Raw genomic sequence first — 24,833 nt, 5'->3', positions numbered from 1 at the left:
GAACTCTCTCCAGGAACGCTACTGACCCCACTGGAGAGCAAAATGATGCATTAACCTTGATGGGACGTTAACAGCTTCGATCGGGTTTTCCCGGTCGGCTCAGGCTCGTGGTTGCGAAGTGGGGCGGTTTTGCGGCGGGACGGACATGGAGGCCGGCCGCAGGAAGATGGGCCACGCGATCAACGCGCACGCCGCCGCCGACAACCAAACGCCGGGCCAGGACCAGAGATGCAAGAGCCCCGGAATGGCCACCGGAACCAGGAAGAAGCCTATGAAAACGAAGCTGTTGGCCAGGCTGAGCGCGGTGCCGACATGGCCGGCGCCGGCAAGCGTGGCAAGCTCGGTGTAGGCGACGCCATGCCAGGCGGAGACCAGGATGCCTGCGACAATCAGCAACACGGGAAGCGTGGCCATCACGACGGGTTGGCCGCCCAATATGGTCGGGCCGGCCAGGACCAGCAGCCAGAGCAGCGTGAAGGCAAGCGCGCTGAGCGCACTGCACAGGCGCAGGAACGGCCGGCGGTTGCCGTGGCGGTCGGTGAAGCGGCCGCTCCAGACGCGCATCGCCATGGCGCCGGTCTGCACGGCGGCGAGGCTTGCGCTGGTGGCCAGGGTCCCCATGCCGGCGAAGTCGTGCAGGAAGACCGATGCGAAGGTGAGTACGGCCACTTGCGGAAAGCACAGCAGGCCGATGGCCGCTGCGATGCGCCAGACCTCGACATTGCGCAGCGGCGGGGGCCCGGCCAGAACGGTCGGCGCGGCCGAACCCTGCGTCGGCGGTTCGTGCAGCCAGCGCCAGGCAAAGAAGGCGGAGATCACGGAGAAGGCGGCGAGCAGGCCATAGACCGCCGCGAAGCCATGCCTGGCGGCAAGCGAGGGCAGGACAAGAGCGCCCAGCCCGCCGCCAAGCGGCACCGCCGTCTGCCGGATGCTCATGGCGAATCCGCGCTCGCCTTCGCGGAACCAGCCCATGATGGCGCGGCCGCTCGAACCGTTGACGCTGCCGCCGAGCAGGCCGGTGACGAGCAAGGCAGCGGCCAGGACATGAACGCCCGGCTCGCCGGACGAGGATGGAACGATGAGCAACGCCATCAGGAACAGCCACGCCGCCGTGGCGCCGAGCCCGGTCAAAAGCACACGGCGATCGCCCCAGCGATCGGTGAGCAGGCCCCAGGGCAGTTCGCTGAGCGCAACGCCCAGACCGAGAAGGCCAAGCGCCAGGCCGAGCTGAGCATTGCCGAGATGATAGCCCTGCCGCATCAGCACCGCGGTTGCCGGTATGCCGGAGAAAGTAGCGGAAAAACCGGCATTGGCGGCGACGCCGATGCCCAGCACCTTCCAGCGGTGGTTGGGCGCGAAGGTCCTGGAGCCGGAGCCTTCGGCCCGTGGCGTCGACTGACAATCGGTGCGGGTGACGATGGCGGACATGGTTTCATTCCCGTTTGCGGCCCGGTGACCGGCCTTGACGGCGCATGTCTATCGCCATAGCTTTGTCCATAAAATCAGGAAGTTTTTGACGCACAATCCTAAAAAACGGGATTATCATGCGACGCGTGACATTCGACCTCGACGTCCTCAGAAGCTTCGTCACCGGAATGGAGCTTGGCAGCTTCGCCAAGGCGGCCGACCGGCTTGGCCGCTCGACCTCGGCGGTCAGCGCGCAGTTGAAGAAACTGGAGGAGCAGGCGGCGACGCCTATCTTCCGCAAGTCGGGACGCGGGCTGGCACTGACGGAAGCCGGCGAGACCATGCTCGGCTATGCGCGGCGGCTGGTCGAGCTCAATGACGAGGCGGCCGCCGCCATCCATGATGTCGAGCTGGAAGGCTGGGTGCGGCTCGGCCTGCAGGAAGATTTTGGCGAGGCGGTGCTACCTGACGTGCTCGGCCGCTTCGCCCGTGCCCATCCCAAAGTCAAGATCGAGGCCCGCATCGCGCGCAGCCATGAGCTCGCGGAGCGGATCATCTCGGGCAGCCTGGACATCGCACTTGCCTGGCACAGCGGCGCGACGCTGCCATTCAGCCAGCATGTCGCCGACGTGCAGATGCGCTGGATCGGCCCGGCAAAGCGCATCGAGACCAGCCTGCGCCATGGCGAGCCGCTGCCGCTGGTGGCGCTGGAAGCACCTTGCCTGTTGCGCACGGTCGCAACCGAAACGCTCGACCGCGCCGGCCTGCCCTGGCGCATGGCCTTCTCCAGCCCGAGCCTTGGTGGCATCTGGGCGGCTGTTGCAGCCGGGCTCGGGCTGACGATCCGCACCGACATCGGCCTGCCGGCCAGCGTCAGCGCGATGACGCCGGAGATTGCCGGTCTGCCGGCGCTGCCCAGGATGGCGCTGTTCCTGCACCGCAGGGACGCCGAACCCGAACCGGTGGCCGCCCGCCTCGCCGATATCCTGCTGGAAGCGGCGCGGCAGGCGCTACCGGAGGGCGCGCGGACGGATGAGAACCTGCTGAAGGTCGCCTAGGCCCTGGTCGCAACCCCTCTTCGTCATTCCAGGGTCTACACCGCGTCGAAGGGTTGGCACCCTTCCCCCGGACGTCAGCGCTTCTTGGCCCTGCCGGCAAAGGGATTGTCCGAAGTCCTCAACGCCATGCGGATCGGCACGCCCGGCATGTCGAAGGCTTCGCGCAGGCTGTTGGTGAGATAGCGGACATAGGATTGCGGCATCGCATCCGGGCGCGAGCACGAGACGACGAAGCCCGGCGGGCGCGTCTTGGCCTGCGTGACATATTTGACCTTCAGCCGGCGAGCGGCAACCGCGGGCGGCGGATGATGCGCAAGAATGCCTTCCAGCCAGCGATTGAGCCTGCCGGTCGAGACGCGGCTGTTCCAGACCTTGTGCGTGCGGATGACGGCTTCCATGAGCTTGTCGAGGCCCCGTCCGGTCTCGGCCGAAACCGTCACCGCCTGCATGCCGCGCGCCTGCGGCAAAAGCCGTTCGGTTTTCTCGCGCAGTTCTGCCAACAGTTCCTGCGGATTGTCGATCAGGTCCCATTTGTTGAAGGCGATCACCGGCGCGCGGCCCTCGCGGATGATCAGGTCGGCGATCTGGAGATCCTGCTTCTCGAAAGGGATGGTGGCGTCGAGCACGATGATGACGATCTCGGCGAAGCGGATGGCGCGCAGGCCATCCTGCACCGACATGACCTCGAGCTTTTCATGGATCCTGGCCTTGCGGCGCATGCCGGCGGTGTCGAACAATTTTATACGGCGGCCGCGCCAGTCCCAATCGACCGAGATGGAATCGCGGGTGATGCCGGCTTCCGGTCCGGTCAAAAGCCGCTCCTCGCCGATCAGCGCGTTGATCAGCGTCGACTTGCCGGCATTGGGGCGGCCGACGACGGCAATGCGCATCGGCTTGGTGTCGTCATAGGCCGGCACCTCGTCGGCGTCGGGATCGGCGATATCCTCGCCGATCAGCACCTCGCTGGAGGCGATCTCCTCGTCGTCGTCCTCATCCTCGCCAAAGGCTCTCGCCTCGCCAAGTGCGGCGATCACCGCGTCGCGCAGGTCGGGCATGCCTTGGCCGTGTTCGGCCGAGACCGGAACCGGCTCGCCAAGCCCGAGCTCCCAGGCCTCCAGCATGCCGCCCTGCGCGCCCTTCGCCTCGGCCTTGTTGGCGACCAGCACGACCGGCTTGCCGGATTTGCGCACGATCTCGGCAAAGGTCCGGTCGTCCGGCAACAGGCCGGATTTGGCGTCGACGGTGAAGAAGATCAGGTCGGCCTCACGGATAGCGATCTCGGTCTGCGCACGCATGCGGCCGGGCAGCGTCGAGGCGGCGGCGTCCTCGAAACCCGCAGTGTCGATGACGTCGAAATGCAGGTCGTAAAGCTTTGCCGCATGGACGCGGCGGTCGCGGGTGACGCCCGGCGTGTCATCGACAAGCGCCAGCTTCCTTCCCACCAGCCGATTGAAAAGAGTCGATTTGCCGACGTTAGGCCGGCCGATGATGGCGACTTTGAAGCTCATATGTCACGACGCGCTGCCCGAGCCGCGGATCAGCTCGGACATCAGGGTCGCCCGTTCCCGGGTGTTGCGCGGGGCACCGTCATCGGCGGCGATCTGGTCGAACAGCTTCAGCGCATCCTGGGTCTTGCCTTCCTTCCAGGCGGCCAGCCCGAGCGCCTCGCGCGCGGTGTGGCGCAGCGTGTTGGTGTCCGAGGTCAGGGCCTCGACGCGGCTCGACACATCGGCGAAGGAGCCGTGATCGACCAGCAGCAGCGCCGCCCTCAACCGCGCCATGTCGCGAATGCCCTGGGGAATGGCGGCGTCGGCCGCCACCTCGTCGAAATCCTTGACGGCGGCATCGACGTCGCCCTTGTCGGCCTTGACGGTGGCAGCGCGCATGCGGGCGAGCAGCGGATAGGCGCCGTAGCCATCCTTCTCCAATTGATCGAGCGCGGCCAGCGCCTCGTCGTTCTTGCCGTCATTGGCCAGCTTCAACGCTTGCGAGAAGGCATCGCCCGAACGGTTGGCGCGGGTCTCGTCCCAGTAGCGGTAGCCGACGAAGGCGGCGGTGCCGAGCACGACCAGCACCGCGACCACAAGCAGGGCCGGGCCGAAACGGTCCCACAGCTTCTGCGCCTGTTCGCGACGGATCTCGTCGTTGACTTCACGGATAAAACTGTCGTCGGACATCAATAAAACCATTCCTGCCCCGGGCCGGAGCGTTCGCGAGCCCGCGTTTTAGCGAAATTTTGTCGGCATGGAAGGGGTTCGACCGGAAAATCACCTATTCGCGGGGCAAACGGACGAAAAGGCCACCGCACCCACGCCACATTTGCGCTATAGCGGGGCCAAAACCGCCCCGGGGTCAGTAGCTGTTGCCAATATCCTTTTCGTCTCGCGTTGCCGCGTTCTGTCTCGCTTCGCTTGCCACGGCCGGTGCGGCTTTCGCCGATCCACCCGGCTCGCGGGCGCCTTTGCCGGCAAGGCCGAAGCAGGTCGTCATCATCTCCTTCGACAGCGCCCGCGACATCTCGCAATGGAAGCGCAGCCGGGCGCTGGCGAAGCGCACCGGAGCGCATTTCACCTATTTCCTCTCCTGTGTCTTCCTGCTGTCACCCGAAACGCGCAGCCAATACACCGCGCCGGGCAAGACATCGGGCAAATCCAACATCGGCTTCGCCGCCTCGACGCAGGAAGTGAGCCAGCGGCTGGAGCAGATCGGGCTTGCGGCATCGGAAGGCCATGACATCGCCAGTCATGGCTGCGGCCATTTCGACGGCAAGGACTGGAGCAAGGCCGACTGGCTGAAGGAGTTCGCCTCGTTCGAGCACATCCTCGAAAACGCCTATGCGATCAACGGCATCGAGCCCGAGCCGACCGGCTGGCGCGATTTCGCGCGGCATGCGGTGGTTGGCTTCCGCGCGCCCTATCTGTCGACGAGCAAGGCGCTCTACGAGGCGCTGCCCGCCGCCGGTTACCGGTTCGACGCCAGCGGCGTCTCGCGCGGCCCGGTCCAGCCGCCGACCACCGCCGGCCTCGCGCGCTTTTCACTGCCGCAGATCCCGGAAGGACCGAAATCGCGGCCGGTGATCGCCATGGACTACAATCTCTATGTCAGGCATTCCGGCGGCTTCGAGCGGCCGAGCAAGGCAGGCGAGTTCGCGGACCGCACCTACCAGGCTTTCCGCGCCGCCTTCGAGGATCAATACCGGGGCAAGCGCGTTCCGCTGCAACTCGGCTTCCATTTCGCGCTGATGAATGACGGCGCCTACTGGAACGCGCTGGAGCGTTTTGCCGGCGAGGTCTGCGTCAAATCAGACGTCGAATGCATCAGTTTTCGCGATTACATCTCGCGGCAGGGTTCTGGCCAGAAGCAGGCTTCCGTCGGCGGCTGAGCCGCCGACCCGTTTCGCACCCAGGTCTTTCCTGACTTAAGCGGGATCCTCGGCGCCTTGCCGCGCCAGATAGCGCTGGTCGATTTCCGGCAGCGGCTCGCCCTGCAGCGTCGCCTCGAAGGCGCGCAGGCGCTTATGCACCGATTGCAGTTCGACGATGGTCGACCAGGAGGTGAGCAGGAACTGCAAGGAACCTGTCACCTTGCCGAATGCATTCGAAATCTGGTTCAGCGCGCCGAACGTTATCTTGTGGGCGACCAGCGACGGCCCGAGGATCAGCAGCGAGAAAATATTGTCGGCCTGCAGGTAGGTGTACCGGACGACATTGAAATAGATGTAGTGGAAATACAGCCGGAAATAATTGTGGCGAACATTGGCGAACAGCGCGGCGGTGGTGGCGGGCTGGGCCCGGTCGGCATGATCCTCGCCGTAAACGAGCTCCTTGCGGTAGGCCGCCTCCACGCGCTGGTTGCGGAACTGCAGCCCTGGAAGCTTCATGCCGGCGATCATGACCGAAATCGTTCCGAACAGACACCAGGCCAGTGCCGCGACTACCAATGGCTGGGGGATCGCGCCGATGATCGGCAACTCGGTTATATGGGCCTGCAACTGGATCATGACCGGCAGGAAGGCGATCAGCGTCATGATCGACTGGACGAAGCTGGAACCCAGATCTTCCATGATCTGGGAAAACCGCATCGTGTCCTCCTGGATACGTTGCGAGGCGCCCTCGATGTGGCGCAGCCTGCCCCAGTTCTCGACGAAATAGTTGTTCATCGCCGTGCGCCAGCGGAAGATCCAGTGGCTGACGATGAAGGCGTTGACCACCTGCACGTTCATGCCGACCAGCGCAAGCCACGAGAAATCGGCCAGCCCAATGTAGAATTCGGCGTTGGTCGATTTTCCGGTGCCCGACATCAGCCCCTGCACATAGTCGAAAAAGGGGCCGTACCAGGCATTGACGGCGACGCTGACCTGCACATTGAAATAGATGAAGAACAGGATGACCGCCGTCATCAGGATCGACCAGCGTTGCCACGGATGCGGCGAATACCAGCTCCAGAACGCATAGAAAGCGACCACGCAAAACGCGAAGTAGATGTAGAACCAGAGAAACGGCTTCGAGACGAGGACGGCGATGCCGATAATGGGCGGTGCACCGGCTGCTGCCGGCGGCAGGCCGAAGACGGCGCCCAGTTGCTCACCCCCGAAAAACCAGAACAGGATCGCCGCAAGGCTCCAGACGGCGGCCGAAGAGAAAAACAGCTTCGGCTGCGGGAAGAAGGATACGAACACTGTGGCGAATTCCTCGGTTTTTGCGCAAATCAGCTGAGTTCAGCGGGCATAAAGTCACACATTAGGGGGAAAGAAAATGCCCATGCCCGATGCCCGGCACCGAGCAAACCCACAATCATGGCGATTTTGGCGCGGCCGACCATATGATGACGCCGGAGGCGACCAGAACGGCCGCGGCGGCGATCGAGGCAAGGAAGAAATCGCCCGACGCCTGCGCCAGGAGCCCGGCGGCAATCGGGCCGATGATCTGGCCAAGACCGAACGAAGCCGTCATCAAGGCGAAGGTCCGCCGGGGGGCCTGTGGCGCCAGTTGCCGCGCGGTCTGCAGGCCAAGCGCGGTGATGGCGATGAACGTGCCGCCAACGAGCAGGCCGCCGAGCAGCGGCCCGGTGCGCCCGCCCACCGCGACGCTTGCGACAATGCCGACGACCTCGACGAAACATCCCAGCGCATAGGTCGCGTATAGGCCGATCCGCGCCGATATCTTCTGCCAGAGCCAGACCGAGGGAAAGCCGGCAAGACCGGTGACCATCCAGACCACCGCCTCGAACACGCGTCCGCCGCCGCCTTGCCGGACAATGGCGACAAGGAAGGTAGCCGTTACCACGTAGCCGAAGCCGAACAAGCCGTAAGCGACGATCACCTTGGTCAGCGAGCGGTCTTTTGGCAGCGCCGGCTCGCGGCCGGTATCGCCGCTGGCCAGCGGACCGCTGTCCACCAACAGCGCCACGACGACGAAGCCACAAGCCGAGATCGCCGCCGACCACAGCCAGCCCGCCGCCCAGCCGGCATGTTCGCTGACCAGGGCCGCCATCAGCACCGAGGACAGGGCGATGCCGAGGCCGACGCCGCCGAAATGCCACGCCTGCAGATCGCTGCGGCCGGCCGCGGCAAGATGGCTGAAAACAATGCTGGCCAGGAACACCATGACAAAGGCGCTGGCCAGGCCTGCAAGAAAGCGGATGACGAGAAACGCGGCGATCGTATCCGACAGCCCCATCAGCGCGGCAAGCAAGGCGCTGGCGCCGAGGCCGGCCAGCATCAGCAGGCGCTCGCGCCCATGCGCCCAGCCGCCCGCCGCGGCAAAGGCGCCGGCGAGGTAGCCGAGATAATTGGCCGACGCGATCCAGCCCGCATCGGCCGCCGACAGATGGAGTTCTTCCATCATGCCGGGCAGGATCGGCGTATAGACGAAACGACCAATGCCCATGGCGACAGCCATGGCGATCATGCCGGCGAAAGCGAACCGCAGCGCTGTTGAGGTGGCGGATGTCATCGCGGTGCACAATAAGTGCGAAGACCGGCGACACAACGTGCTTGCGTTGGGCCAGGCGCCGGACCGTCAGCACCAATCAGCGGCAGCCCGCTTGCGCCGTCTCGTGGGCGGTGCGTCGCGCCGTCAGCCGGAACGGTATGTCGCCGAGCTCACGCTCCGACATGGCGTCGAGCACGGGATGCGCAAGCGGATCGGCCAGCCAGGCGACCGCTTCGCCACCGTATGGCGGCTCGTGCACAGGGAATACTATCTTGAGCGACGATAACAGCCTCAACATGTCAGCCTCCGCAGGCCTGTCCCGTGAATAAAGTCTGCGTTTTCGGCATCACTTTCAATTGAGATTTCAGCCCCGCTGGTTTAGAAAAACTCAATGGCCATGCTCAACCGCGTCCACCTCAACGGCCTTCGCGCCGTGGAGACCGTCGCCCGTCTCGGCTCGCTCGCCGCGGCCGCCGGCGAACTCAACGTTTCGGCCAGCGCCGTTAGCCAGCAGATAAAGCGCGTGGAGCAGCAGCTCGGCCAGGCCGTGTTCGAGCGAACGACCAAGGGGCTGGTCCTGACCGAATTCGGCGCCATGTTCGCGATGCGCCTCGGCGCGGGTTTCCGCGAGCTCACCCAGGCCGTGGCGCTGGCCGACGAGGCGCGACAATGCACGCTGGTGGTTTCCGTGGCGCCGGCATTCGCCTCGAAATGGCTGCTGCCGCGGCTGTCGCATCACTTCACCCGGCATCCCAACGTGCTGTTGCGCATCGACGCCTCGGTGCGGCTGGCCGACCTCGACCATTCCGATATCGATATCGCCATCCGGCTTGGCGACGGCACATGGCCGGGCGGCAAGGCGGAGTTGCTTTTGGCACAAGAGGTGTTCCCGGTCTGCGCGCCCTCGATAGCGAAGAAACTGAAATCGATCGAAGACCTTGCCCAGACCTGCGCGATCACCGACGAACGGGCGATGATCAACTGGGAAAGCTGGTTCGACGCCGCCGGTGTCGAACCCGTCACCTTCCTGAAGGGCGCGCGCTTCACCGATCCGATGCTTTGCCTGGAATCGGCGATTGCCGGCCATGGCGTGATGCTGGGCTGGCAGTTGCTCGCCGCCGACGCGCTGGCCGACGGGCGGCTCGTCGCGCCGTTCGGGATCCGCGCCCAGAGCGGGCTTGGCTATTGGCTGGTGACCTCCGCCGCCAAGGCCGAAAGCCGCAAGGTCCGGGATTTCAAGCTCTGGATCAGGGAAGAGATCGAGGCGACGATGGCGCGGTTCGGCTCCGCGAAGACGGGCACGAGCGATGCGATCACGGTGGAAAGCACCGTGGCGCCGGTCTATGTAGAGTCCGACATCAAACTACGGCAGGCAGGATCATGACCACACATTCGCGCGGCGTTTCCGCAACGATCGACCCGGTGAAGCTCGACAGGCTGGCCGAAGTCGCCATCAAAGTGGGGCTGCAATTGCAGCCCGGGCAGGACCTGGTGCTGACCTCCTCCATCGCCGCGCTGCCGCTGACCCGGCGCATCGTCGAGCATGCCTACAAGGCCGGCGCGGGGCTGGTGACGCCGATCTTCAACGATGACGAGATCACGCTGGCGCGCTTTCGTTATGGCGCGGACGCCGGCTTCGACCGCGCCGCCGGCTGGCTCTATGAAGGCATGGCCAAAGCCTTCTCCAACAATGCGGCGCGACTTGCCGTGCGCGGCGAAGATCCTTCGCTCCTGTCGGCGCAGGACCCGGCGAACGTGGCGCGCGCCAACAAGGCCAATTCGATGGCCTACCAGCCGGCGCTGGAAAAGATCACCGGCTTCGACATCAACTGGAACATCGTCGCCTATCCCGATCTCGCCTGGGCCAAGCAGGTCTTCCCCGATGATGCCGACGACGTTGCGGTGGCCAAGCTCGCCGACGCCATCTTTGCCGCCTCGCGGGTGGACGTGGAAGATCCGATCGGCAACTGGAAGGCGCACAATGCCGCCCTTCGCAGCCGCACCGAATGGCTCAACGGCCATGCTTTCCATGCGCTTCATTTCACCGGGCCGGGCACCGACCTGACGGTCGGGCTGGCCGACGGCCATGAGTGGATGGGCGGCGCCTCCACCGCCAAGAACGGCGTCACCTGCAATCCCAACATCCCGACCGAGGAGGTCTTCACCACGCCGCATGCGCGGCGGGTTGAAGGCCATGTTTCATCGACCAAGCCGCTCTCCTACCAGGGCACGCTGATCGACGAGATCTCGGTGCGTTTCGAGGGCGGCAGGATCGTCGAGGCGAAGGCTTCGAAGGGCGAGGACGTGCTGAAGAAAGTGCTGGACACCGACGAGGGCGCACGCCGGCTTGGCGAAGTGGCGCTGGTGCCGCATTCCTCGCCGATCTCGGCGAGCGGCCTGTTGTTCTTCAACACGCTGTTCGACGAAAACGCCGCCTGCCACATCGCGCTCGGCCAGTGCTATTCGAAGTGCTTCGTCGACGGCGCCTCGCTCAGCCAGGCCGAGATCGCGGAGCGCGGCGGCAACAAGAGCTTCATCCACATCGACTGGATGATCGGCTCGGACAAGATCGACATCGACGGCGTCGGCAGGGACGGCAGTCGCGTGCCGGTCATGCGCAAGGGCGAGTGGGCCTGACGAGAGCGCACGAAGGAGAGCGGATGGCCTTCGAGATCGCGGTCAAGCGGGTGTATGAACCACCCTCGTTCGATGACGGGCAGCGGGTCCTGGTCGATCGAGTCTGGCCACGTGGCGTCAGCAAGGAGCATGCCGCGCTGGCGCTATGGCTGAAGGACATCGCGCCGAGCACCGACTTGCGCAAGTGGTTCGGGCACGAGCCCGAACGATGGGCCGAGTTCCAGAAGCGGTATCGTGCCGAACTGGAAGGCAATGGCGAGGCCGTGGCGCAACTGCGCGCCCTGCTCCGCGACGGCAAGGTGACGCTGCTCTACGGCGCCCATGACGAGGCGCACAACAATGCCGTGGCACTGGCGGGGTATCTGAGAGGACAGTGACCTGTCCCTTAGTCATCCTCGGGCTTGACCCGAGGATCCATGCCGTGACGTCCGTCCGGAAATGCAACGGAGCAGAATCAGCACGGCTGCGACGCCCAAAAGTAACGGCATGGATCCTAGGGTCTGCGCCGCGTCGCTTCGCTCCTTGCTCCGCCCTAGGATGACGAATTGAGAGTGTACCGCGCCCTACTTCCCGACCACCGCCGCCTCATAAACATCCGGCTTGAACCCGACCAGGATGCGGTCGCCAACCTCGAGCACAGGCCGTTTGATCATCGTCGGCTTGGCCAGCATCAGTGCCTTGGCCTTCCTTTCATCCAGGCCCTGCTTATCCTTGTCCGGCAACTCGCGGAACGTGGTGCTGCCCTTATTGAGCAGCTTTTCCCAGCCGACCTTGCGGACCCAGCCATCCAGCCTGCCCGCCTCGATGCCTTCGGCCCGATAGTCGTGGAACCGGTAAGGCACGTCGTGGCCATCCAGCCAGACGCGGGCCTTCCTGATCGTGTCGCAGGTGGTGATGCCGTACATGGTGATCGTCAAAACAGGTGCCTTCCGGACTTCGAATCTGGCCGCAGATTAAGCAGCCCCGGCGCGCTTTGCCAGCGGCCCGGCAGAACCGTCGAAGAGTAAGTTTCTTCAATGGCGGGCGCGCGGTCGCCGATCCGTGACGACGATGTGCATCAGGTCGGATAGCGGCCAGGACATGATCCTGGCCGCTCAGGATGCGGCGAAATGTGCCGACAGCCGAAAACCCGTCTCAATAATAGAAGCGCTCTTCGGCAATCTTGCCGTTCTTGACCGTGTACAGGCCAACCTCGTCCATGGTGACACGCTGGCCCGTGGCCTTGGGCGTTATGTCAAATGTAAAGCGCACGGCGAACTGGTCGCCGTTGACATAAGGGCCCTCGACCGAGCCGCCATGGACTTCGTTGTTTTCCTGCCACCACTGGCCTTTCTGCTTGACGGCGTCCTTGCCGCGGCAGACGGCCATCGGCCCCTCCATGGCCTCATAGCTGACGATGTCGTCGGCGTTGTATTTCTCGGCAGCACTTTCGTAGTCACCGCGCTTGAGAAGCTCCGTGAAATCCTTGGCAATTTCCGTGTTGGTCATGTGTTCCTCCTGTTCAGACGCATTGCAAATAGGGAAAGGTTGGCGGCCTGCCATCGTCGTGCCGTCTGGTAGCTGACATGCCATGTCAGGATGATGGACCGCGCGGACTATGCGAGGACGATTCCAGGCTCTCACATGGCGGGCAGTGCATCGTCCTGGCCGGTCAGCCGCCAACGTCCGGGTTGCTTGTAGGCGCCCTTCCCAATGAGACTGTGGATCAGCACAAAATCCCGGACAGTCCAGCCGATCGGATCGATCGACCGCTCGCGAATGCTGGGAACGCCCACTTCATCACGAAGCAATGTAACATGCGGTTCGATGGACCTGGTGAGAAAGGGTTTTAGCGGGCTGTCCGAGATCACCGCCGTGAGGTCACGCCAGAACTTCTGCAGCGGCGGATTGCCATCGCTGCCGCGCAGGACCAGTGCACCACCGCCAAAAGCCGACAGGCGATCGAACGAGACCTCGAAGGGCTTCGCAACGATCATCGATCCGATATGACAGGCGGCCTCTGCCAGCTCCTGCGGGTACTCCTCATGGTCGCCGAGCCCGACAAGCGAGATGTGGATGTGATTTTCCGGAACCAGCCAGCCTTGCAATCCGAACTCACGGTTCAAGGCAATGGCCTTTCGCGCGAGACGACCAGCAATCGCGCTGCCGACGAGGATGGCAAAGAACAGCCGGTGGAAATGCTTCCCGGCCTGTTCCCATCGGAAAAAGGCCTGGCCGTTCTTCGCGGTTCCGAATGCGGGTTGCCCACTCATACTGATCTCGTCCGCCAATTGACTCAGGTTGGGCATATTAGAACAAAACGAGAACAACCGCAAGCCGAAAAATGACGCAGGCGTTGGGGCTCCCGCACCGCCGCATGCATCCAACCCCTGAAGGAGTGCTTCCTTGCGGTACGCCAATCGCCGACGACGCCGGCAGATATGGCGCCTGGCTCACCACAAACGGGATAGACCTTTGACAGGAATCCGGTGAAAGTGCCGCGCCGAACCAGCGAGCCGCATTTTTGATGATCAGAGGACCGTACGCATGACAAACCCGATGCATCTGCCCGCCGAAGGCCTTTTTGTCGGGCGCGCCAGAAGCAGCGACGCCTCGCATCCCCTGGTGGTCACGGTGCGTGATGGCACCGTCTTCGACATCACGTCGAGCACGGCGCCGACCGTGCGCGATATCTGCGAGATGGCCGATCCGGCCGGTTATGTGCGCTCGGCCAAGGGCAAGCCGATCGGCTCGCTCGACGGCATCGCGGCCAACAGTTTCGAAGCCACGCGTGATCCGGCAAGGCCCTATCTCATCTCCCCCGTCGACCTGCAGGCGATCAAGGCCTCGGGCGTCACCTTCGTCGTCAGCCTTTTGGAACGCGTCATCGAGGAACAGGCGCGCGGTTCGGCGGAAAAGGCCGACGCCATCCGCGCCGACATTGCCGGGCTGATCGGCCACGATCTGTCCAAGCTCAAGCCCGGTTCGCCGGAAGCGATGGAGATCAAGGCCAAGCTCATCGCACGCGGCGCCTGGTCGCAATATCTGGAAGTGGGCATCGGCCCCGACGCCGAGATCTTCACCAAATGCCAGCCGATGGCCTCGGTCGGCTTCGGCGCCGATGTCGGCCTGCATCCCGTCTCGACCTGGAACAATCCGGAGCCGGAGATCGCCATGATCGCCGCCTCAAGCGGCAGGATCGTCGGCGCCACCATCGGCAACGACGTAAATCTGCGCGATGTCGAAGGGCGCTCCGCGCTGCTGCTCGGCAAGGCCAAGGACAACAACGCCTCCGCCTCGCTCGGCCCCTTCATCCGCCTGTTCGACGGCACGTTCTCCATCGACGACGTAAAGCGGGCCGTGGTCCGGCTGAAAGTGGAAGGTGAGGACGGGTTCTCGCTGGAGGGCGCGAGCTCGATGGCCGAGATCAGCCGCTCTCCCGAAGAGCTCGTAGCGGCTGCCATGGGCCCGCATCACCAGTACCCGGACGGCCTGGCGCTCTATCTCGGCACCATGTTCGTGCCTTCGAAGGACCGCGGCGAGAAGGGCAAGGGTTTCACCCATAAGGTCGGCGACATCGTCACCATCTCGTCGGAGAAATTCGGCGCGCTGGTCAACCGGGTGCGACTGTCGCCGGACTGCCCGCACTGGACCTACGGCGCCAGCCATCTGATGCGCGATCTTGCCATGGCCGGCCTCCTCTAGCTCTGGGTTCACCCGAGGGCGGTCAATCATCGCTCCGGCGACCCTTGAGGCCGGTATCGCCTGCCGCGAAAATCATCCGAACTGATGCAATCTGATGGGACCGCTGATGGCGCCCCGTCAGGCGCCGACTACGACTGACAGGCGGAGGCTTGCCATTTGTCGAAAAAGAGGATGCTCTGATCATCCAACACGACGTTGGCGGGGAGGACGCGGTCTTGCCCGATCAAGAGGGCGGTTTCGAACTGATCAGTTTCAAACGGGAGGAAATCAAATGCTGACACGGCTAAGAGTGGTTCTATACGGCCTGCTGGTCGCGCTGACGGTCATTCCGGCGGCGGCGCAGGCCAAGACGTTCTACTGGATTTCACATGGCGGCCCGGCCGATCCGGTCTGGACATACTTCCTTGCCGGCGCCAAGCAATGGGCCAAGGACACCGGCAATACCGTCAACACCTCGTTCCACAATGGCGACGTCGCCTCGCAGCAGGAGGCGGTGCGGGCCGCGATCTCGGCCAAGGCCGACGGCATCACCACCACCAGCCCCGATCCGGGCAGCCTTGTCGAGATCGTCAAGGAAGCCCGCGCGGCCAACATTCCGATCATCAATTTCAACACGCCCGATCCCAAGGCCAATTTCAACGCCTATGTCGGCGGCGACAATGTCACCTTCGGCAAGCACTGGGCGCAGTATCTGGTCGACAAGGGCCTGGTGAAGAAGGGCGACTTCGTCTGGATGCCTGTCGAGATTCCCGGCGCCACCTACGGCGTGCAGGAAGAGGAAGGCATCAAGAGCGTGTTCGAGCCGCTCGGCATCACCTATGAGGTGACCGAGGCGACGCTCGACCAGGCCGAGGTGATCAACCGCATGGTCGACTATCTCACCGCCAACAAGGCTAAGGTGAAGGCGATCATCGGCCTTGGCGACCTCGTCACCGGCTCGATCAAACGCGTGTTCGACCAGGTCGGCGTCAAGCCCGGCGAAATCCCCGTCGTCGGCTGGGGCAACTCGCTCGACACCACCCAGGAAGTGCTGAACGGCTACGTCAATGCCGGCCAGTGGCAGGATCCGCAAGCGACCAGCTATGTCGCGCTGTCGCTCGCCAACATGGCCGCAAGCGGCATTCCCCCGGGCTTCAACGTCATCACCGGCGCGCTCTATGAGAAAGACACCGCCGAGATCTACGACAAGATCCTGTCCGGCAAATAGCCCCTGATCTCCAGCGCCGCGCGTCCACCGGGCGTGCGGCGTCCCGCCCTTTCGCCTGGTATCGAGCCGTTTGATGCGGCCCGATGGTCCGGCCCATTCCAACCAGTCGCGGGTTACACGTGGAAAATCGTTCGCTTGTCCAAGGCCTGATCGCGCGGCCGGAATTCGGCCCCTTCGTGCTGCTCGTCGTCGAGATCGCCGTCTTCTGGGGTTTCAACCACGACTTCCTGTCACCCCAGAACATCTCCAACACGTTGGCCTTCACGGTCGAGCTCGGGCTGATCGCGCTGGCGATGACGTTGCTGATGACGTCGGGCGAATTCGACCTTTCCGTCGGCTCGCTGTTCGGCTTCTCGCCGGTGCTGATGTGGACGCTGTTCAACAGCGGCCTCACCTCGCTGGAGATGGGCTTCGTCCTCGCGCTGCTGGTCGCCGCCTTCATCGGCCTAGTCAATGGCTGGTTCGTCACGCAGCTCAAGATCCCGTCCTTTCTGGTCACGCTCGGCATGCTCCTGGTGGTGCGCGGCACCGCGCTGTTCGTCACCGACGGCTTTCCGCAGCGCACCTGGAGCGCCGAGGGCAGTTGGCTGGCGGAGGCGCTGGTCGGCGATTTCTTCATCGGCCCGTTCCGCATCTACATGTCGCTGTTCTGGTTCATCGCCGCGGCCATCGCGCTGGGCTATGTGCTGACGCAAAGCCGCACCGGCAACTGGATCCAGGCCGCCGGCGGCAACCCGAACGCTGCGAGGGCGCGCGGCGTCAATGTCAGCCGCGTCAAGATCGGCCTGTTCGTGCTGTCCTCGGTCATGGCCTCGCTTGCCGGCGTCATCTCCTCGCTGCGCACCTCGGCGGCCAACCCCAACAGCGGCACCGGCTACGAACTCGAGGTCATCGCCATGGTGGTGATCGGCGGCACGGCGCTGACGGGCGGGCGCGGCACCATCATCGGCACCGTGCTCGGCATCCTTATCCTGCGCGTCATGCGCAACGGCATCGTGCTGATCGGCGTGCCCGGCCTTGCCTACAACATCTTCATCGGCGCGATCATCCTTGGCATGATGGCGCTTCATTCATGGCTGGAACGCCGGCATCAGGCAGGGACGTGAACCATGGCCGAGCCACTGATCCGCATGCAGAACATCCGCAAGTCCTACGGGCGCGTGCAGGCGCTGGTGGACGCCAATTTCCATGTCAACGAGCGCGAGATCGTCGGCCTGCTCGGCGACAATGGCGCCGGCAAGTCGACGCTGATCAAAGTGCTGTCGGGCGCGGTGCCGCTGACCAGCGGCGACATCTTCATCCGCGGCAAGAAGGTGAACCTGCGCAACACCAGCGACGCCATCGCCAACGGCATAGAGACCATCTACCAGGACTCGGCGCTGGTCACGCAGCTGTCGATCGCCCGCAATCTGTTCCTCGGGCGCGAGCCGATCAAGCCGCCGCGCTTCCTCAACCGCATGGACCAGGAGGCGATGAACACGGTCGCCCGCGACCTACTCAAGCAGGTCGGCATTTCCAAGAACATTCCGCCGACGACGCCGATCGGCTCGCTCTCCGGCGGCGAGCGCCAGGCGGTGGCGATAGCGCGCGCCATGCATTTCGACAGCGATCTCATCATCCTCGACGAACCGACCAACAATCTCGGCGTCGCCGAAACCCAGGGCGTGCTGAGCTTCGTGCGCAGCGCGCGCGATTCCGGCCATTCCTGCATCTTCATCGCGCACAACATCCACCATGTCTTCCAGGTGGTGGACCGCATCGTCGTCATGCGGCGCGGCAAGGTGGTGGCCGGGGACATCGACCCCAAGACGACCAGCGTGGCGGAGGTTGAACGCGTCATCACCGGCATGTCGGACAAGGAGATCCGCGACGCCATCGCCGATGGCAAGGGGTCGCATTGAGGACGAGCGCAACATCCCTGGCGAAACAGCAGAATGGGCATCCGGGCGATGGGCGCGATCGGCGCCGCTCAAATCGCCCGTCTGGCGTGCCATCGCATCGGCAATAGGGTTGCGGCATGAAAGCCACCGTCTCTGACATCGCCAGGAACTGCGAACTGTCGACGGCGACGGTCGACAGGGTGCTCAACAACCGGAAGGGGGTCAGCGCGGCCAACCGGCAGCGCGTCATGGAGGCCGCCAAGCAGCTCGGCTATCTGCCGGTCGCCGATCAGGTAACGCTCCCCTCGCGGCCGGCCAATCTGGAATTCTTCCTGCCGATCGGCAGCAACGCCTTCATGCAGGATTTGGCCAGGCATATCGAGGATTATGCCTCGCGCCTGCCGCTCGTTGCCTCGTGCCGGATCCACAACCTCGCCGGAATCTCGCCGAACGCTTTGCAGACCGCCGTCGAAAACCTGTCGCTGAAAGCCAACGGCGTCGGCGTCATCGCCGTCGATCATCCCAGGACGCGCAACATCCTGCGCGACATCGTCGAGGCCGGCATTCGCCTGGTGACGCTGGTGTCCGATATTCCGGCCGCACCACGCTCGGCCTATGTCGGCATAGACAACCGGGTGGCGGGACGGACCGCCGCACTCCTGATGGGGCGCTTCCTCGCCGACCGCGAGGGCCAGTTGGCGATGGTGGTCGGCTCGCGCTCCTATCGCGGCCATGAGGAACGTGAGATGGGTTTCCGCTCCGTGCTCGGCGAGGAGTTCCCCAACCTGAGCGTCAGCAGCGCCGTCGAGATCAACGACGAGACCGGTGCCAGCTATGCCGAAACCATGAAGGCGCTGCGCAACGAGCCGGAACTGCTCGGCATCTATTGCATTGGAGCCGGACGCTCCGGCGTTGCCAAGGCCATCCGGGAGGCCAGGCCCAACCGCAAGCCGGTATTCATCTGTCACGACCTGACGAGGGAAACGCGCGGCTATCTCGTCGACGATCTCGCCGACGTCGTCATCGACCAGAATGCCAGGCTGATCGCCGAGCAATCGGTCATCCGCCTGCTTGGCTCGATCGCATCATCGGCGCCCTACCTGACGCGGAAATTCATCGAGCCGCGGCTGATCTTCCGGGAAAACGTCCCGGTGCAGTGACGCGGGCCGCGAGGCCTTCCGATCACGTCGCGAGCGATACGGCGAATCTGCACAGCTGCTATGCACGATTCACGATTGCCGAATCATTGGGCAACTCATAGCTTTTGGTTGTCGGCCATCTACTCCTCCCAGATGCGATGCCGGCGCTGAGTGGGGTGCACCTCCTCCCGCACCACATTCGAAATCGAGCCCGCTGCCACCTCCTCCCGGCAGCGGGCTTTTTTATTGCATGCCGGACATTTCCGGGAACGGCAGGGAATCCACGCAACATCAAAGCCACGGCAAACCGGAAGCGCACGCGCTGTCCGGCGCCAATGAGCCTTGCCGATGGATCAGCCCGCGGCGGCTCCGCCCCTGAAGGACTGGATCAACCCTTCCGCCATGCGCACCAATTGCGCGCTGGGACCTTCGGTGCCAACGGTCTGCACGCTCACGCGCGCGCCTTCGCACAGCAGCGAAAGCGTATCGGCCAGAAGTTCGGCCTGGCCGATGCCGGCGCCCCGGCAGAGCGCCACCAGGCGCTCGCGCTGGGCTTCCTTGAGTTCCTTGATCACGCGCCTGGCCGGATGGTCGGGTTCAGTCAGCTCAACCGCGGCGTTGGCCATGTCGCAGCCGCGGCAATCGGCCGTAAGCATCTCGGCCGCCTTGCGAACCCAGGCATGCAGTTGCGCGAGCTTGTCGCCCGGGTGCTCGGCTTCGAATGCGTCCCACATCGCGCCGGCCTTTGATGCGGTGGCGCGCAGGCATTCGATGATCAGATCGTCCTTGGATTCGAAATGACGGTAGAGCGTCATCTTGTTCGTGCCGGCAGCCTCGGTGATGGCGTCGACGCCGACGCCCTTGATGCCGTGCTTGTGGAACATGTCGCGCGCCGTCTCCAGGATCCGATCCCGGGGACGAGGACGCTCCACGACGCCGTCTGTCATCATTGATCTCCTTCGTTTCCAAAAATCCCTCGGCCACCTCTTGACTAGGGTGTTACCGGTCTGTAACTTCCAGAATGTTACTTACTGGTAACACCTATGGCGTCCGCCGTCAATAACAAGACCGTGATCTGGTCCGGCCAGATCGGGGCGGGCGAAAAATTGCATTTCATGCGGCTCCGGCCGGTGAAGAGATGAAAAACGGTTCGCGAGCATGGGCTGCGAATCGACAGACAAGGAGCCGGCCAATGCCACAGCGCCGCGATCTTACCATAGATGAAGCCGTCCGGGATCCGATGATCCGGCTGGTCATGAAAGCCGACGGGGTCGATCCGCGCGCTTTCGAAACAATGCTGCGCACGCTTGCCGGTTCGCAGCGCGGCGAGGTGCCGTTGCTCCGTTCGTCGGAAGAGTTCGGACGCGGCCAGAGGCTGTCCAGGGTTGCCACTGCGTTCGGCAGGGCAAGAGCAGCCGGAGAGGCGTGCGTGTCGTGGTAAACTTCTTCATTCACCGCCCGATCTTCGCCTCGGCGATCGCCATCATCATGGTGCTCGCCGGGACGATTTGTTATTTCCTGCTGCCCGTCTCGCAGTTTCCCGACATCACACCGCCGCAGGTCGTGGTCAGCGCCCACTATCCGGGAGCCAGCGCGCAGGTGGTCGCCGACACGGTGACGACGCCGCTGGAGCAGCAGATCAACGGCGTGCAAGGCATGACCTACATGTCGTCGACCAGCTCCAACGACGGCTCCTCGACGATCACCATCACCTTCGATGTCGGCTATTCCCTGAGCACCGCCGCCGTCGACGTCCAGAACCGCGTCTCGCAGGCTGCCTCGTCGCTGCCGGCGATCGTCAATCAGGGCGGCGTGACGATCAAGAAGCAGAATCCGAACTTTGTCCTCATCGTCAACCTCACCTCGCCCGACGGTTCCGTCGATCCGGTGGCACTGTCGAACCTTGCCTATCTGCAAGTGGTCGACCCGCTGAAGCGGCTGCCCGGTGTCGGTGACGTGCAGATCTTCGGCGAGCGGCGCTATTCGATGCGCGTCTGGCTCGATCCGGACAAGCTCGCCAATCTCGGCATCACCGCCGTCGACGTCCAGAACGCCATTGCCGAGCAGAACGTCCAGGTGGCCGCCGGCAAGATCGGCCAGTCTCCGGCGCCTGCCGGCACCGCTTTCGAGATGCAGGTCAATGCCGTTGGCCGGTTGAGCGATCCCAAGGAGTTCGGCGACATCGTCGTGCGCGCCAACACCACCACCGGTTCGCTGGTGCGGCTGCGCGACGTCGCCCGCATCGAGCTCGGCGCCCTGCAATATTCGTCGTCGGCCTTCTTCGGCAAGGACCCGACCGTGGTGCTCGCCGTCTATCAGATGCCCGGCTCCAACGCGCTCGATCTGCAGCAGCGCGTCAAGGACAAGATGCAGGAGCTGTCCGCCCGCTTCCCCAAGGGCGTCAGCTATGCCATGCACTACGACACGACGCGCTTCGTCTCGGCCTCCATGCATGACGTGCTGATCACGCTCGGCGAGGCTCTGGTTCTCGTCGTCGCCGTGGTGTTCATCTTCCTGCAAAGCTGGCGCACCACAATTATCCCGACGATCGCCATCCCGGTGTCGCTGGTGGCGACGCTCGTCGTCATGGAGATGATGGGCTTCTCGCTCAACATGCTCTCCCTGCTCGGCATGGTGCTGGCGATCGGCCTTGTCGTCGATGATGCCATCGTGGTGGTCGAGAATGTCGAACGACAGCTCGAGGCCGGGCTGAAACCGCTGGCAGCGACGAAAGCCGCCATGGCCGAGGTCACCGGTCCGATCATCGCCACCACAGCCGTGCTGATGGCCGTCTTCGTGCCGGTCGCCTTCATCCCCGGCGTTTCGGGACGCCTCTACAACCAGTTCGCGCTGACGGTGGCGATCTCGGTCGGCATTTCCGCCTTCAATTCGCTGACGCTGAGCCCGGCGCTGAGCGCCGCCTTCCTGCGCCATCGCCAAGGCACGCAATTCGTGCTGTTCCGCTGGTTCAATACGGGCTTCGACAGGCTGTCGCATGCCTATGCCAATGGCGTGCGCATCCTCATCCGTTTGCGCTGGATCATGCTCGGCCTGTTCGCGGCCGGGCTGGTCGCCACCTATTTCGTCTGGGCGAAGCTTCCCTCGACCTTCCTTCCGGTCGAGGACCAGGGCTATTTCTTCGTCGTCATCCAGTTGCCCGACGGCGCTTCACTGGAACGCACCGACGCGGTGGCGCAGAAGGCGCGCGACATCCTGCAATCGACGCCCGGCGTCGACATCGTCGGCTCGATCAGCGGCCTGAACTTCCTGACCAGCGCTGCGCAGTCGAATTCCGCGGTCGAATTCGCCATCCTCAAGCCGTGGGAGGAGCGCGGTCCCGACCAGAGCGCCTCCAAGCTCGTCGCCGACGTGCGCGGCAAGCTGATGCAGATCCCGGAGGCGTTCGCGCTCTCCTTCGATCCGCCCTCGATCCCGGGTATCGGCACCACGGGCGGCTTCGAATTCGTCGTCGAGGACCTTACCGGCCGCGGCAGCACCGCGCTCAACGACGCGACGCAAGCCGTGATCGCCGAGGCGCGCAAGCAGCCGGAAATCAACCCGCAGCAGCTTTTCTCGCCATTCTCGACCTCGACGCCGCAGTTCAACTACGACCTCGACCGCGCCAAGGCGAAGCTGCTCGGGCTCAACCTGCCGGACGTCTTCAACACGCTGCAGATCTATCTCGGCTCGCTCTACGTCAACGACTTCAACCTGTTCGGCCGCACCTTCCGGGTGACCATCCAGGCCGACAAGGATGCACGCGCGGGTGCGGCCGACATTTCGCGGCTCTATGTGCGCAATGCCTCCGGCGGCATGGTGCCGCTCAGCACGCTGGGCAAGCTGGTGCCGTTCGTCGGCCCGGAAACGGTGCCGCACTACAACAACAACGCCTCGGCCTCGATCAATGGCGGCGCCGCGCCCGGCTATTCGTCGGGCCAGGCGGTCGCCGCCATGGAGCGGGCCGCCGCCACGGCTCTGCCAAGGGATTTCGGCTTCGAATGGACCGGCATCACCTTCCAGGAGCTCAAGGCGGGATCGATCGCGTCGGTCGTCTTCGGCCTCGCCATCGTCTTCGTCTTCCTGATCCTGGCGGCGCAATATGAGAGCTGGGCGATGCCGTTCATGGTGCTGCTGGCAGTGCCGCTCGCCTTGTTCGGCGCGTTCGTGGTGCTGTGGGTGCGCGGCATGCAGATCGACGTCTACTCGCAGATCGGCTTCGTCATGCTGATCGGCCTGGCGGCGAAGAACGCCATCCTGATCGTCGAGTTCGCCCGGCGACGGCGCGAAGAAGGCCTCAGCATCGTCGAAGCGGCGATGGAAGCGGCACGGCTGAGGCTGCGGCCGATCCTGATGACGGCCTTCGCCTTCATCCTGGGCGTGCTGCCGCTGATGTTCGCGACCGGCGCCGGTGCTGCCAGCCGTCAATCGATCGGCACCACCGTCTTCGGCGGCATGGTGGCGGCGACCATCCTGTCGCTGGTGTTCGTGCCGGTCTTCTATGCGGTCATCGAACAGCTGCGCGAACGGCGCGGCGGCGACGAGCCCGCTTCCCTGCATTCCGAACCAACTGCCGAACCCGCCTTGCCGCCCATGGCGCAAGCGGCCGAATAAGATTGGAGACTGAACATGCGTAAATGGAAAATCGCTTTGGGCGCCGCTGTCGCGCTGGGCGCAATCTCGGTGGCGAGCGTTCACCTGCTCGATATGGGCAGCCTCAGCCTCAATGCCGGCACGGCCGGAGCGGCAACGCCCGCTCCCGCGGCATTCGTCATGCCGGTGCCGGTGACCAGCGTGGTGAAGAAGACGATCCCGATCTATCTCGACTATGCCGCTCGCACCGAACCGATCCGCAGCGTCACGCTGCAGGCCAGAGTGCCGGGCTACCTGGAAGAGCAAGCCGCCGAAGACGGCGCCGACGTCAGGAAAGGCGACCTCCTCTACAGGATCGCGCCGCAGGACTTCCAGGCGGCGCTCGACCAGGCGAAGGCGCAGGTGCAGCGTGATACAGCGACGCTCGACTATGCCCGCTCCAATCTCGGCCGCGGCACCGAGCTCGCCAAGAGCGGCTATCTGGCCAAGGACAGCTTCGACCAGCGCACCAGCACCTTGCGCGAGGCGCAGGCGTCGCTGGCGCTCAACCAGGCGGCGGTCCGCTCGGCCGAGCTCAATTTGAGCTATTCGGAGATTCGCGCTCCCTTCGCAGGCCGCATCGGCCGTAACCAGGCCTCGATCGGCACGCTGGTCAGCGTCGCCGGCACGGTGCTCAACACGCTGGTGCAGCTCGACCCGATCTATGTAACCTTCAATCCGAGCGAGAGCGATCTGGCGCAGATCGAGGAAGCTCGTGCCGCCGGCCCGATCGAGGTCGAGGTGCTGCTCCCGGGCGAGACCGAAGCCCATCAGAAGGGTGAACTCACCTTCATCGACAACACGATCGACCATTCGACCGGCACCATCACCGCGCGCGCCACCATCGGCAACGCCAAGTTCGCGCTGCTGCCTGGCCAATATGTCCGCGTCCGGCTGCACGTCAAACAGCAGCCCGATGCGCTGATGGTGCCGCAGGTGGCACTGGGTTCGAGCCAGCTCGGCAAATATCTCTACGTCGTCGGCAAGGGCAACACGGTCGACCAGCGGCTGGTCTCGACCGGGCCGACCAGCGGCGACCTGGTGGCCATCCTGAGCGGAGTCACGGAAGGCGACCAGGTGATAACAGGCAATCTGCAGAAGATCGGCCCTGGAATGCCGATTTCGCCACTGCCACAGAAACCGGCCACCTGACTCCCCCGCAGGCCCGGTTTCAGCGCGGCGCCCCGGCCTTCCCACAGGTCGCGGGCGCCGCTTTTGCGAGCAGCTCCGCCCGACCAGTACCGGCCATGTGAAAAAAG

General features: G+C 64.3%; 23 protein-coding genes. 13 read left to right on the top strand and 10 right to left on the bottom strand.

The window, feature by feature from the left end:
• Positions 1-99 precede the first annotated feature (99 nt).
• Positions 100-1,428: an MFS transporter gene (locus tag FJ951_RS09770; protein ID WP_140514752.1), complete on the bottom strand. Its 1,329-nt coding sequence runs from the start codon at positions 1,426-1,428 to the stop codon at positions 100-102.
• Positions 1,429-1,544: 116 nt separating this feature from the next.
• Between FJ951_RS09770 and FJ951_RS09765 the strand changes: the two genes are divergently transcribed.
• Positions 1,545-2,465: a LysR substrate-binding domain-containing protein gene (locus FJ951_RS09765; protein ID WP_140514750.1), complete on the top strand. Its 921-nt coding sequence runs from the start codon at positions 1,545-1,547 to the stop codon at positions 2,463-2,465.
• 74 nt (positions 2,466-2,539) lie between these two features.
• Here the strand turns inward: FJ951_RS09765 and der are convergent, their stop codons facing one another.
• Positions 2,540-3,973 (bottom strand): ribosome biogenesis GTPase Der, encoded by a 1,434-nt coding sequence (gene der, locus FJ951_RS09760; RefSeq protein WP_140514748.1) that lies wholly within the window; start codon positions 3,971-3,973, stop codon positions 2,540-2,542.
• Positions 3,974-3,976: 3 nt separating this feature from the next.
• Positions 3,977-4,642, bottom strand: a complete 666-nt coding sequence (locus tag FJ951_RS09755) for a tetratricopeptide repeat protein (RefSeq protein WP_140514747.1) — start codon at positions 4,640-4,642, stop codon at positions 3,977-3,979.
• Positions 4,643-4,833: 191 nt separating this feature from the next.
• On the opposite strand from FJ951_RS09755, the gene FJ951_RS09750 reads away from it, so the two are divergent.
• Positions 4,834-5,847 carry a polysaccharide deacetylase gene (locus FJ951_RS09750; RefSeq protein ID WP_140514949.1) on the top strand — a complete coding sequence of 338 codons (1,014 nt, stop codon included), beginning with the start codon at positions 4,834-4,836 and terminating at the stop codon, positions 5,845-5,847.
• Positions 5,848-5,883: 36 nt separating this feature from the next.
• Here the strand turns inward: FJ951_RS09750 and sbmA are convergent, their stop codons facing one another.
• From sbmA to FJ951_RS09735, 3 genes are all read right to left on the bottom strand, one after another.
• The gene (gene sbmA, locus FJ951_RS09745) at positions 5,884-7,143 is read right to left on the bottom strand and encodes a peptide antibiotic transporter SbmA (RefSeq protein ID WP_140497950.1); all 1,260 of its coding nucleotides are present in this window, start codon (positions 7,141-7,143) and stop codon (positions 5,884-5,886) included.
• 115 nt (positions 7,144-7,258) lie between these two features.
• Positions 7,259-8,419: a YbfB/YjiJ family MFS transporter gene (locus FJ951_RS09740; RefSeq protein WP_140514745.1), complete on the bottom strand. Its 1,161-nt coding sequence runs from the start codon at positions 8,417-8,419 to the stop codon at positions 7,259-7,261.
• Between the two features lie 76 nt (positions 8,420-8,495).
• Complete coding sequence (locus FJ951_RS09735; RefSeq protein WP_140497946.1) at positions 8,496-8,696, bottom strand: hypothetical protein; 201 nt, start codon at positions 8,694-8,696, stop codon at positions 8,496-8,498.
• A gap of 93 nt (positions 8,697-8,789) precedes the next feature.
• On the opposite strand from FJ951_RS09735, the gene FJ951_RS09730 reads away from it, so the two are divergent.
• From FJ951_RS09730 to FJ951_RS09720, 3 genes are read left to right on the top strand one after another with little or no spacing between them, the layout of a single operon-like run.
• Positions 8,790-9,782 carry a LysR substrate-binding domain-containing protein gene (locus FJ951_RS09730; protein ID WP_140514743.1) on the top strand — a complete coding sequence of 331 codons (993 nt, stop codon included), beginning with the start codon at positions 8,790-8,792 and terminating at the stop codon, positions 9,780-9,782.
• Positions 9,779-11,035, top strand: a complete 1,257-nt coding sequence (locus FJ951_RS09725) for an aminopeptidase (RefSeq protein WP_140514741.1) — start codon at positions 9,779-9,781, stop codon at positions 11,033-11,035. The genes FJ951_RS09730 and FJ951_RS09725 overlap by 4 nt, the downstream gene beginning before the upstream one ends.
• 23 nt (positions 11,036-11,058) lie before the next feature.
• Positions 11,059-11,412, top strand: a complete 354-nt coding sequence (locus FJ951_RS09720) for a DUF488 domain-containing protein (protein ID WP_140514740.1) — start codon at positions 11,059-11,061, stop codon at positions 11,410-11,412.
• Positions 11,413-11,598: 186 nt separating this feature from the next.
• On the opposite strand, the gene FJ951_RS09715 is transcribed toward FJ951_RS09720, so the two are convergent.
• The 3 genes from FJ951_RS09715 to FJ951_RS09705 all read right to left on the bottom strand — a co-directional run bounded on the left by FJ951_RS09715 (position 11,599) and on the right by FJ951_RS09705 (position 13,287).
• Positions 11,599-11,952 (bottom strand): ArsC family reductase, encoded by a 354-nt coding sequence (locus FJ951_RS09715; protein ID WP_140514738.1) that lies wholly within the window; start codon positions 11,950-11,952, stop codon positions 11,599-11,601.
• A gap of 217 nt (positions 11,953-12,169) precedes the next feature.
• Positions 12,170-12,523 carry a nuclear transport factor 2 family protein gene (locus tag FJ951_RS09710; RefSeq protein ID WP_140497937.1) on the bottom strand — a complete coding sequence of 118 codons (354 nt, stop codon included), beginning with the start codon at positions 12,521-12,523 and terminating at the stop codon, positions 12,170-12,172.
• Between the two features lie 131 nt (positions 12,524-12,654).
• Positions 12,655-13,287 (bottom strand): 2'-5' RNA ligase family protein, encoded by a 633-nt coding sequence (locus FJ951_RS09705; RefSeq protein WP_140514736.1) that lies wholly within the window; start codon positions 13,285-13,287, stop codon positions 12,655-12,657.
• 274 nt (positions 13,288-13,561) lie between these two features.
• On the opposite strand from FJ951_RS09705, the gene FJ951_RS09700 reads away from it, so the two are divergent.
• The 5 genes from FJ951_RS09700 to FJ951_RS09680 all read left to right on the top strand — a co-directional run bounded on the left by FJ951_RS09700 (position 13,562) and on the right by FJ951_RS09680 (position 18,966).
• Positions 13,562-14,719 (top strand): fumarylacetoacetate hydrolase family protein, encoded by a 1,158-nt coding sequence (locus FJ951_RS09700; protein ID WP_140514735.1) that lies wholly within the window; start codon positions 13,562-13,564, stop codon positions 14,717-14,719.
• 271 nt (positions 14,720-14,990) lie between these two features.
• A complete protein-coding gene (locus FJ951_RS09695) occupies positions 14,991-15,926 on the top strand; it encodes a substrate-binding domain-containing protein (RefSeq protein WP_140497931.1) in 936 nt (311 codons plus the stop codon).
• Between the two features lie 119 nt (positions 15,927-16,045).
• Positions 16,046-17,032, top strand: a complete 987-nt coding sequence (locus FJ951_RS09690) for an ABC transporter permease (RefSeq protein ID WP_140497929.1) — start codon at positions 16,046-16,048, stop codon at positions 17,030-17,032.
• Between the two features lie 3 nt (positions 17,033-17,035).
• Complete coding sequence (locus FJ951_RS09685; RefSeq protein WP_140497927.1) at positions 17,036-17,827, top strand: ATP-binding cassette domain-containing protein; 792 nt, start codon at positions 17,036-17,038, stop codon at positions 17,825-17,827.
• A 116-nt stretch (positions 17,828-17,943) separates the two neighbouring features.
• Positions 17,944-18,966, top strand: a complete 1,023-nt coding sequence (locus FJ951_RS09680) for a LacI family DNA-binding transcriptional regulator (protein WP_140514733.1) — start codon at positions 17,944-17,946, stop codon at positions 18,964-18,966.
• 332 nt (positions 18,967-19,298) lie between these two features.
• Here the strand turns inward: FJ951_RS09680 and FJ951_RS09670 are convergent, their stop codons facing one another.
• Entirely contained in the window at positions 19,299-19,892 is a 594-nt protein-coding gene (locus tag FJ951_RS09670; protein ID WP_140497923.1) for a TetR/AcrR family transcriptional regulator, read from the bottom strand.
• Between the two features lie 245 nt (positions 19,893-20,137).
• Here FJ951_RS09670 and FJ951_RS09665 point away from each other — a divergent pair, with 245 nt between their 5' ends.
• From FJ951_RS09665 to FJ951_RS09655, 3 genes are read left to right on the top strand one after another with little or no spacing between them, the layout of a single operon-like run.
• Positions 20,138-20,386, top strand: a complete 249-nt coding sequence (locus tag FJ951_RS09665; protein WP_140497921.1) for a hypothetical protein — start codon at positions 20,138-20,140, stop codon at positions 20,384-20,386.
• Positions 20,380-23,556, top strand: coding sequence for a multidrug efflux RND transporter permease subunit (locus FJ951_RS09660; protein ID WP_140514947.1), 3,177 nt, complete (start codon positions 20,380-20,382; stop codon positions 23,554-23,556). The genes FJ951_RS09665 and FJ951_RS09660 overlap by 7 nt, the downstream gene beginning before the upstream one ends.
• 15 nt (positions 23,557-23,571) lie before the next feature.
• Positions 23,572-24,726: an efflux RND transporter periplasmic adaptor subunit gene (locus FJ951_RS09655; protein ID WP_140514731.1), complete on the top strand. Its 1,155-nt coding sequence runs from the start codon at positions 23,572-23,574 to the stop codon at positions 24,724-24,726.
• The last annotated feature ends 107 nt before the right edge of the window (positions 24,727-24,833 follow it).

It is taken from the genome of Mesorhizobium sp. B2-2-3 (assembly GCF_006442405.1).
Taxonomy (GTDB): domain Bacteria; phylum Pseudomonadota; class Alphaproteobacteria; order Rhizobiales; family Rhizobiaceae; genus Mesorhizobium.
This window is presented reverse-complemented; position numbering and strand designations above follow the sequence as displayed.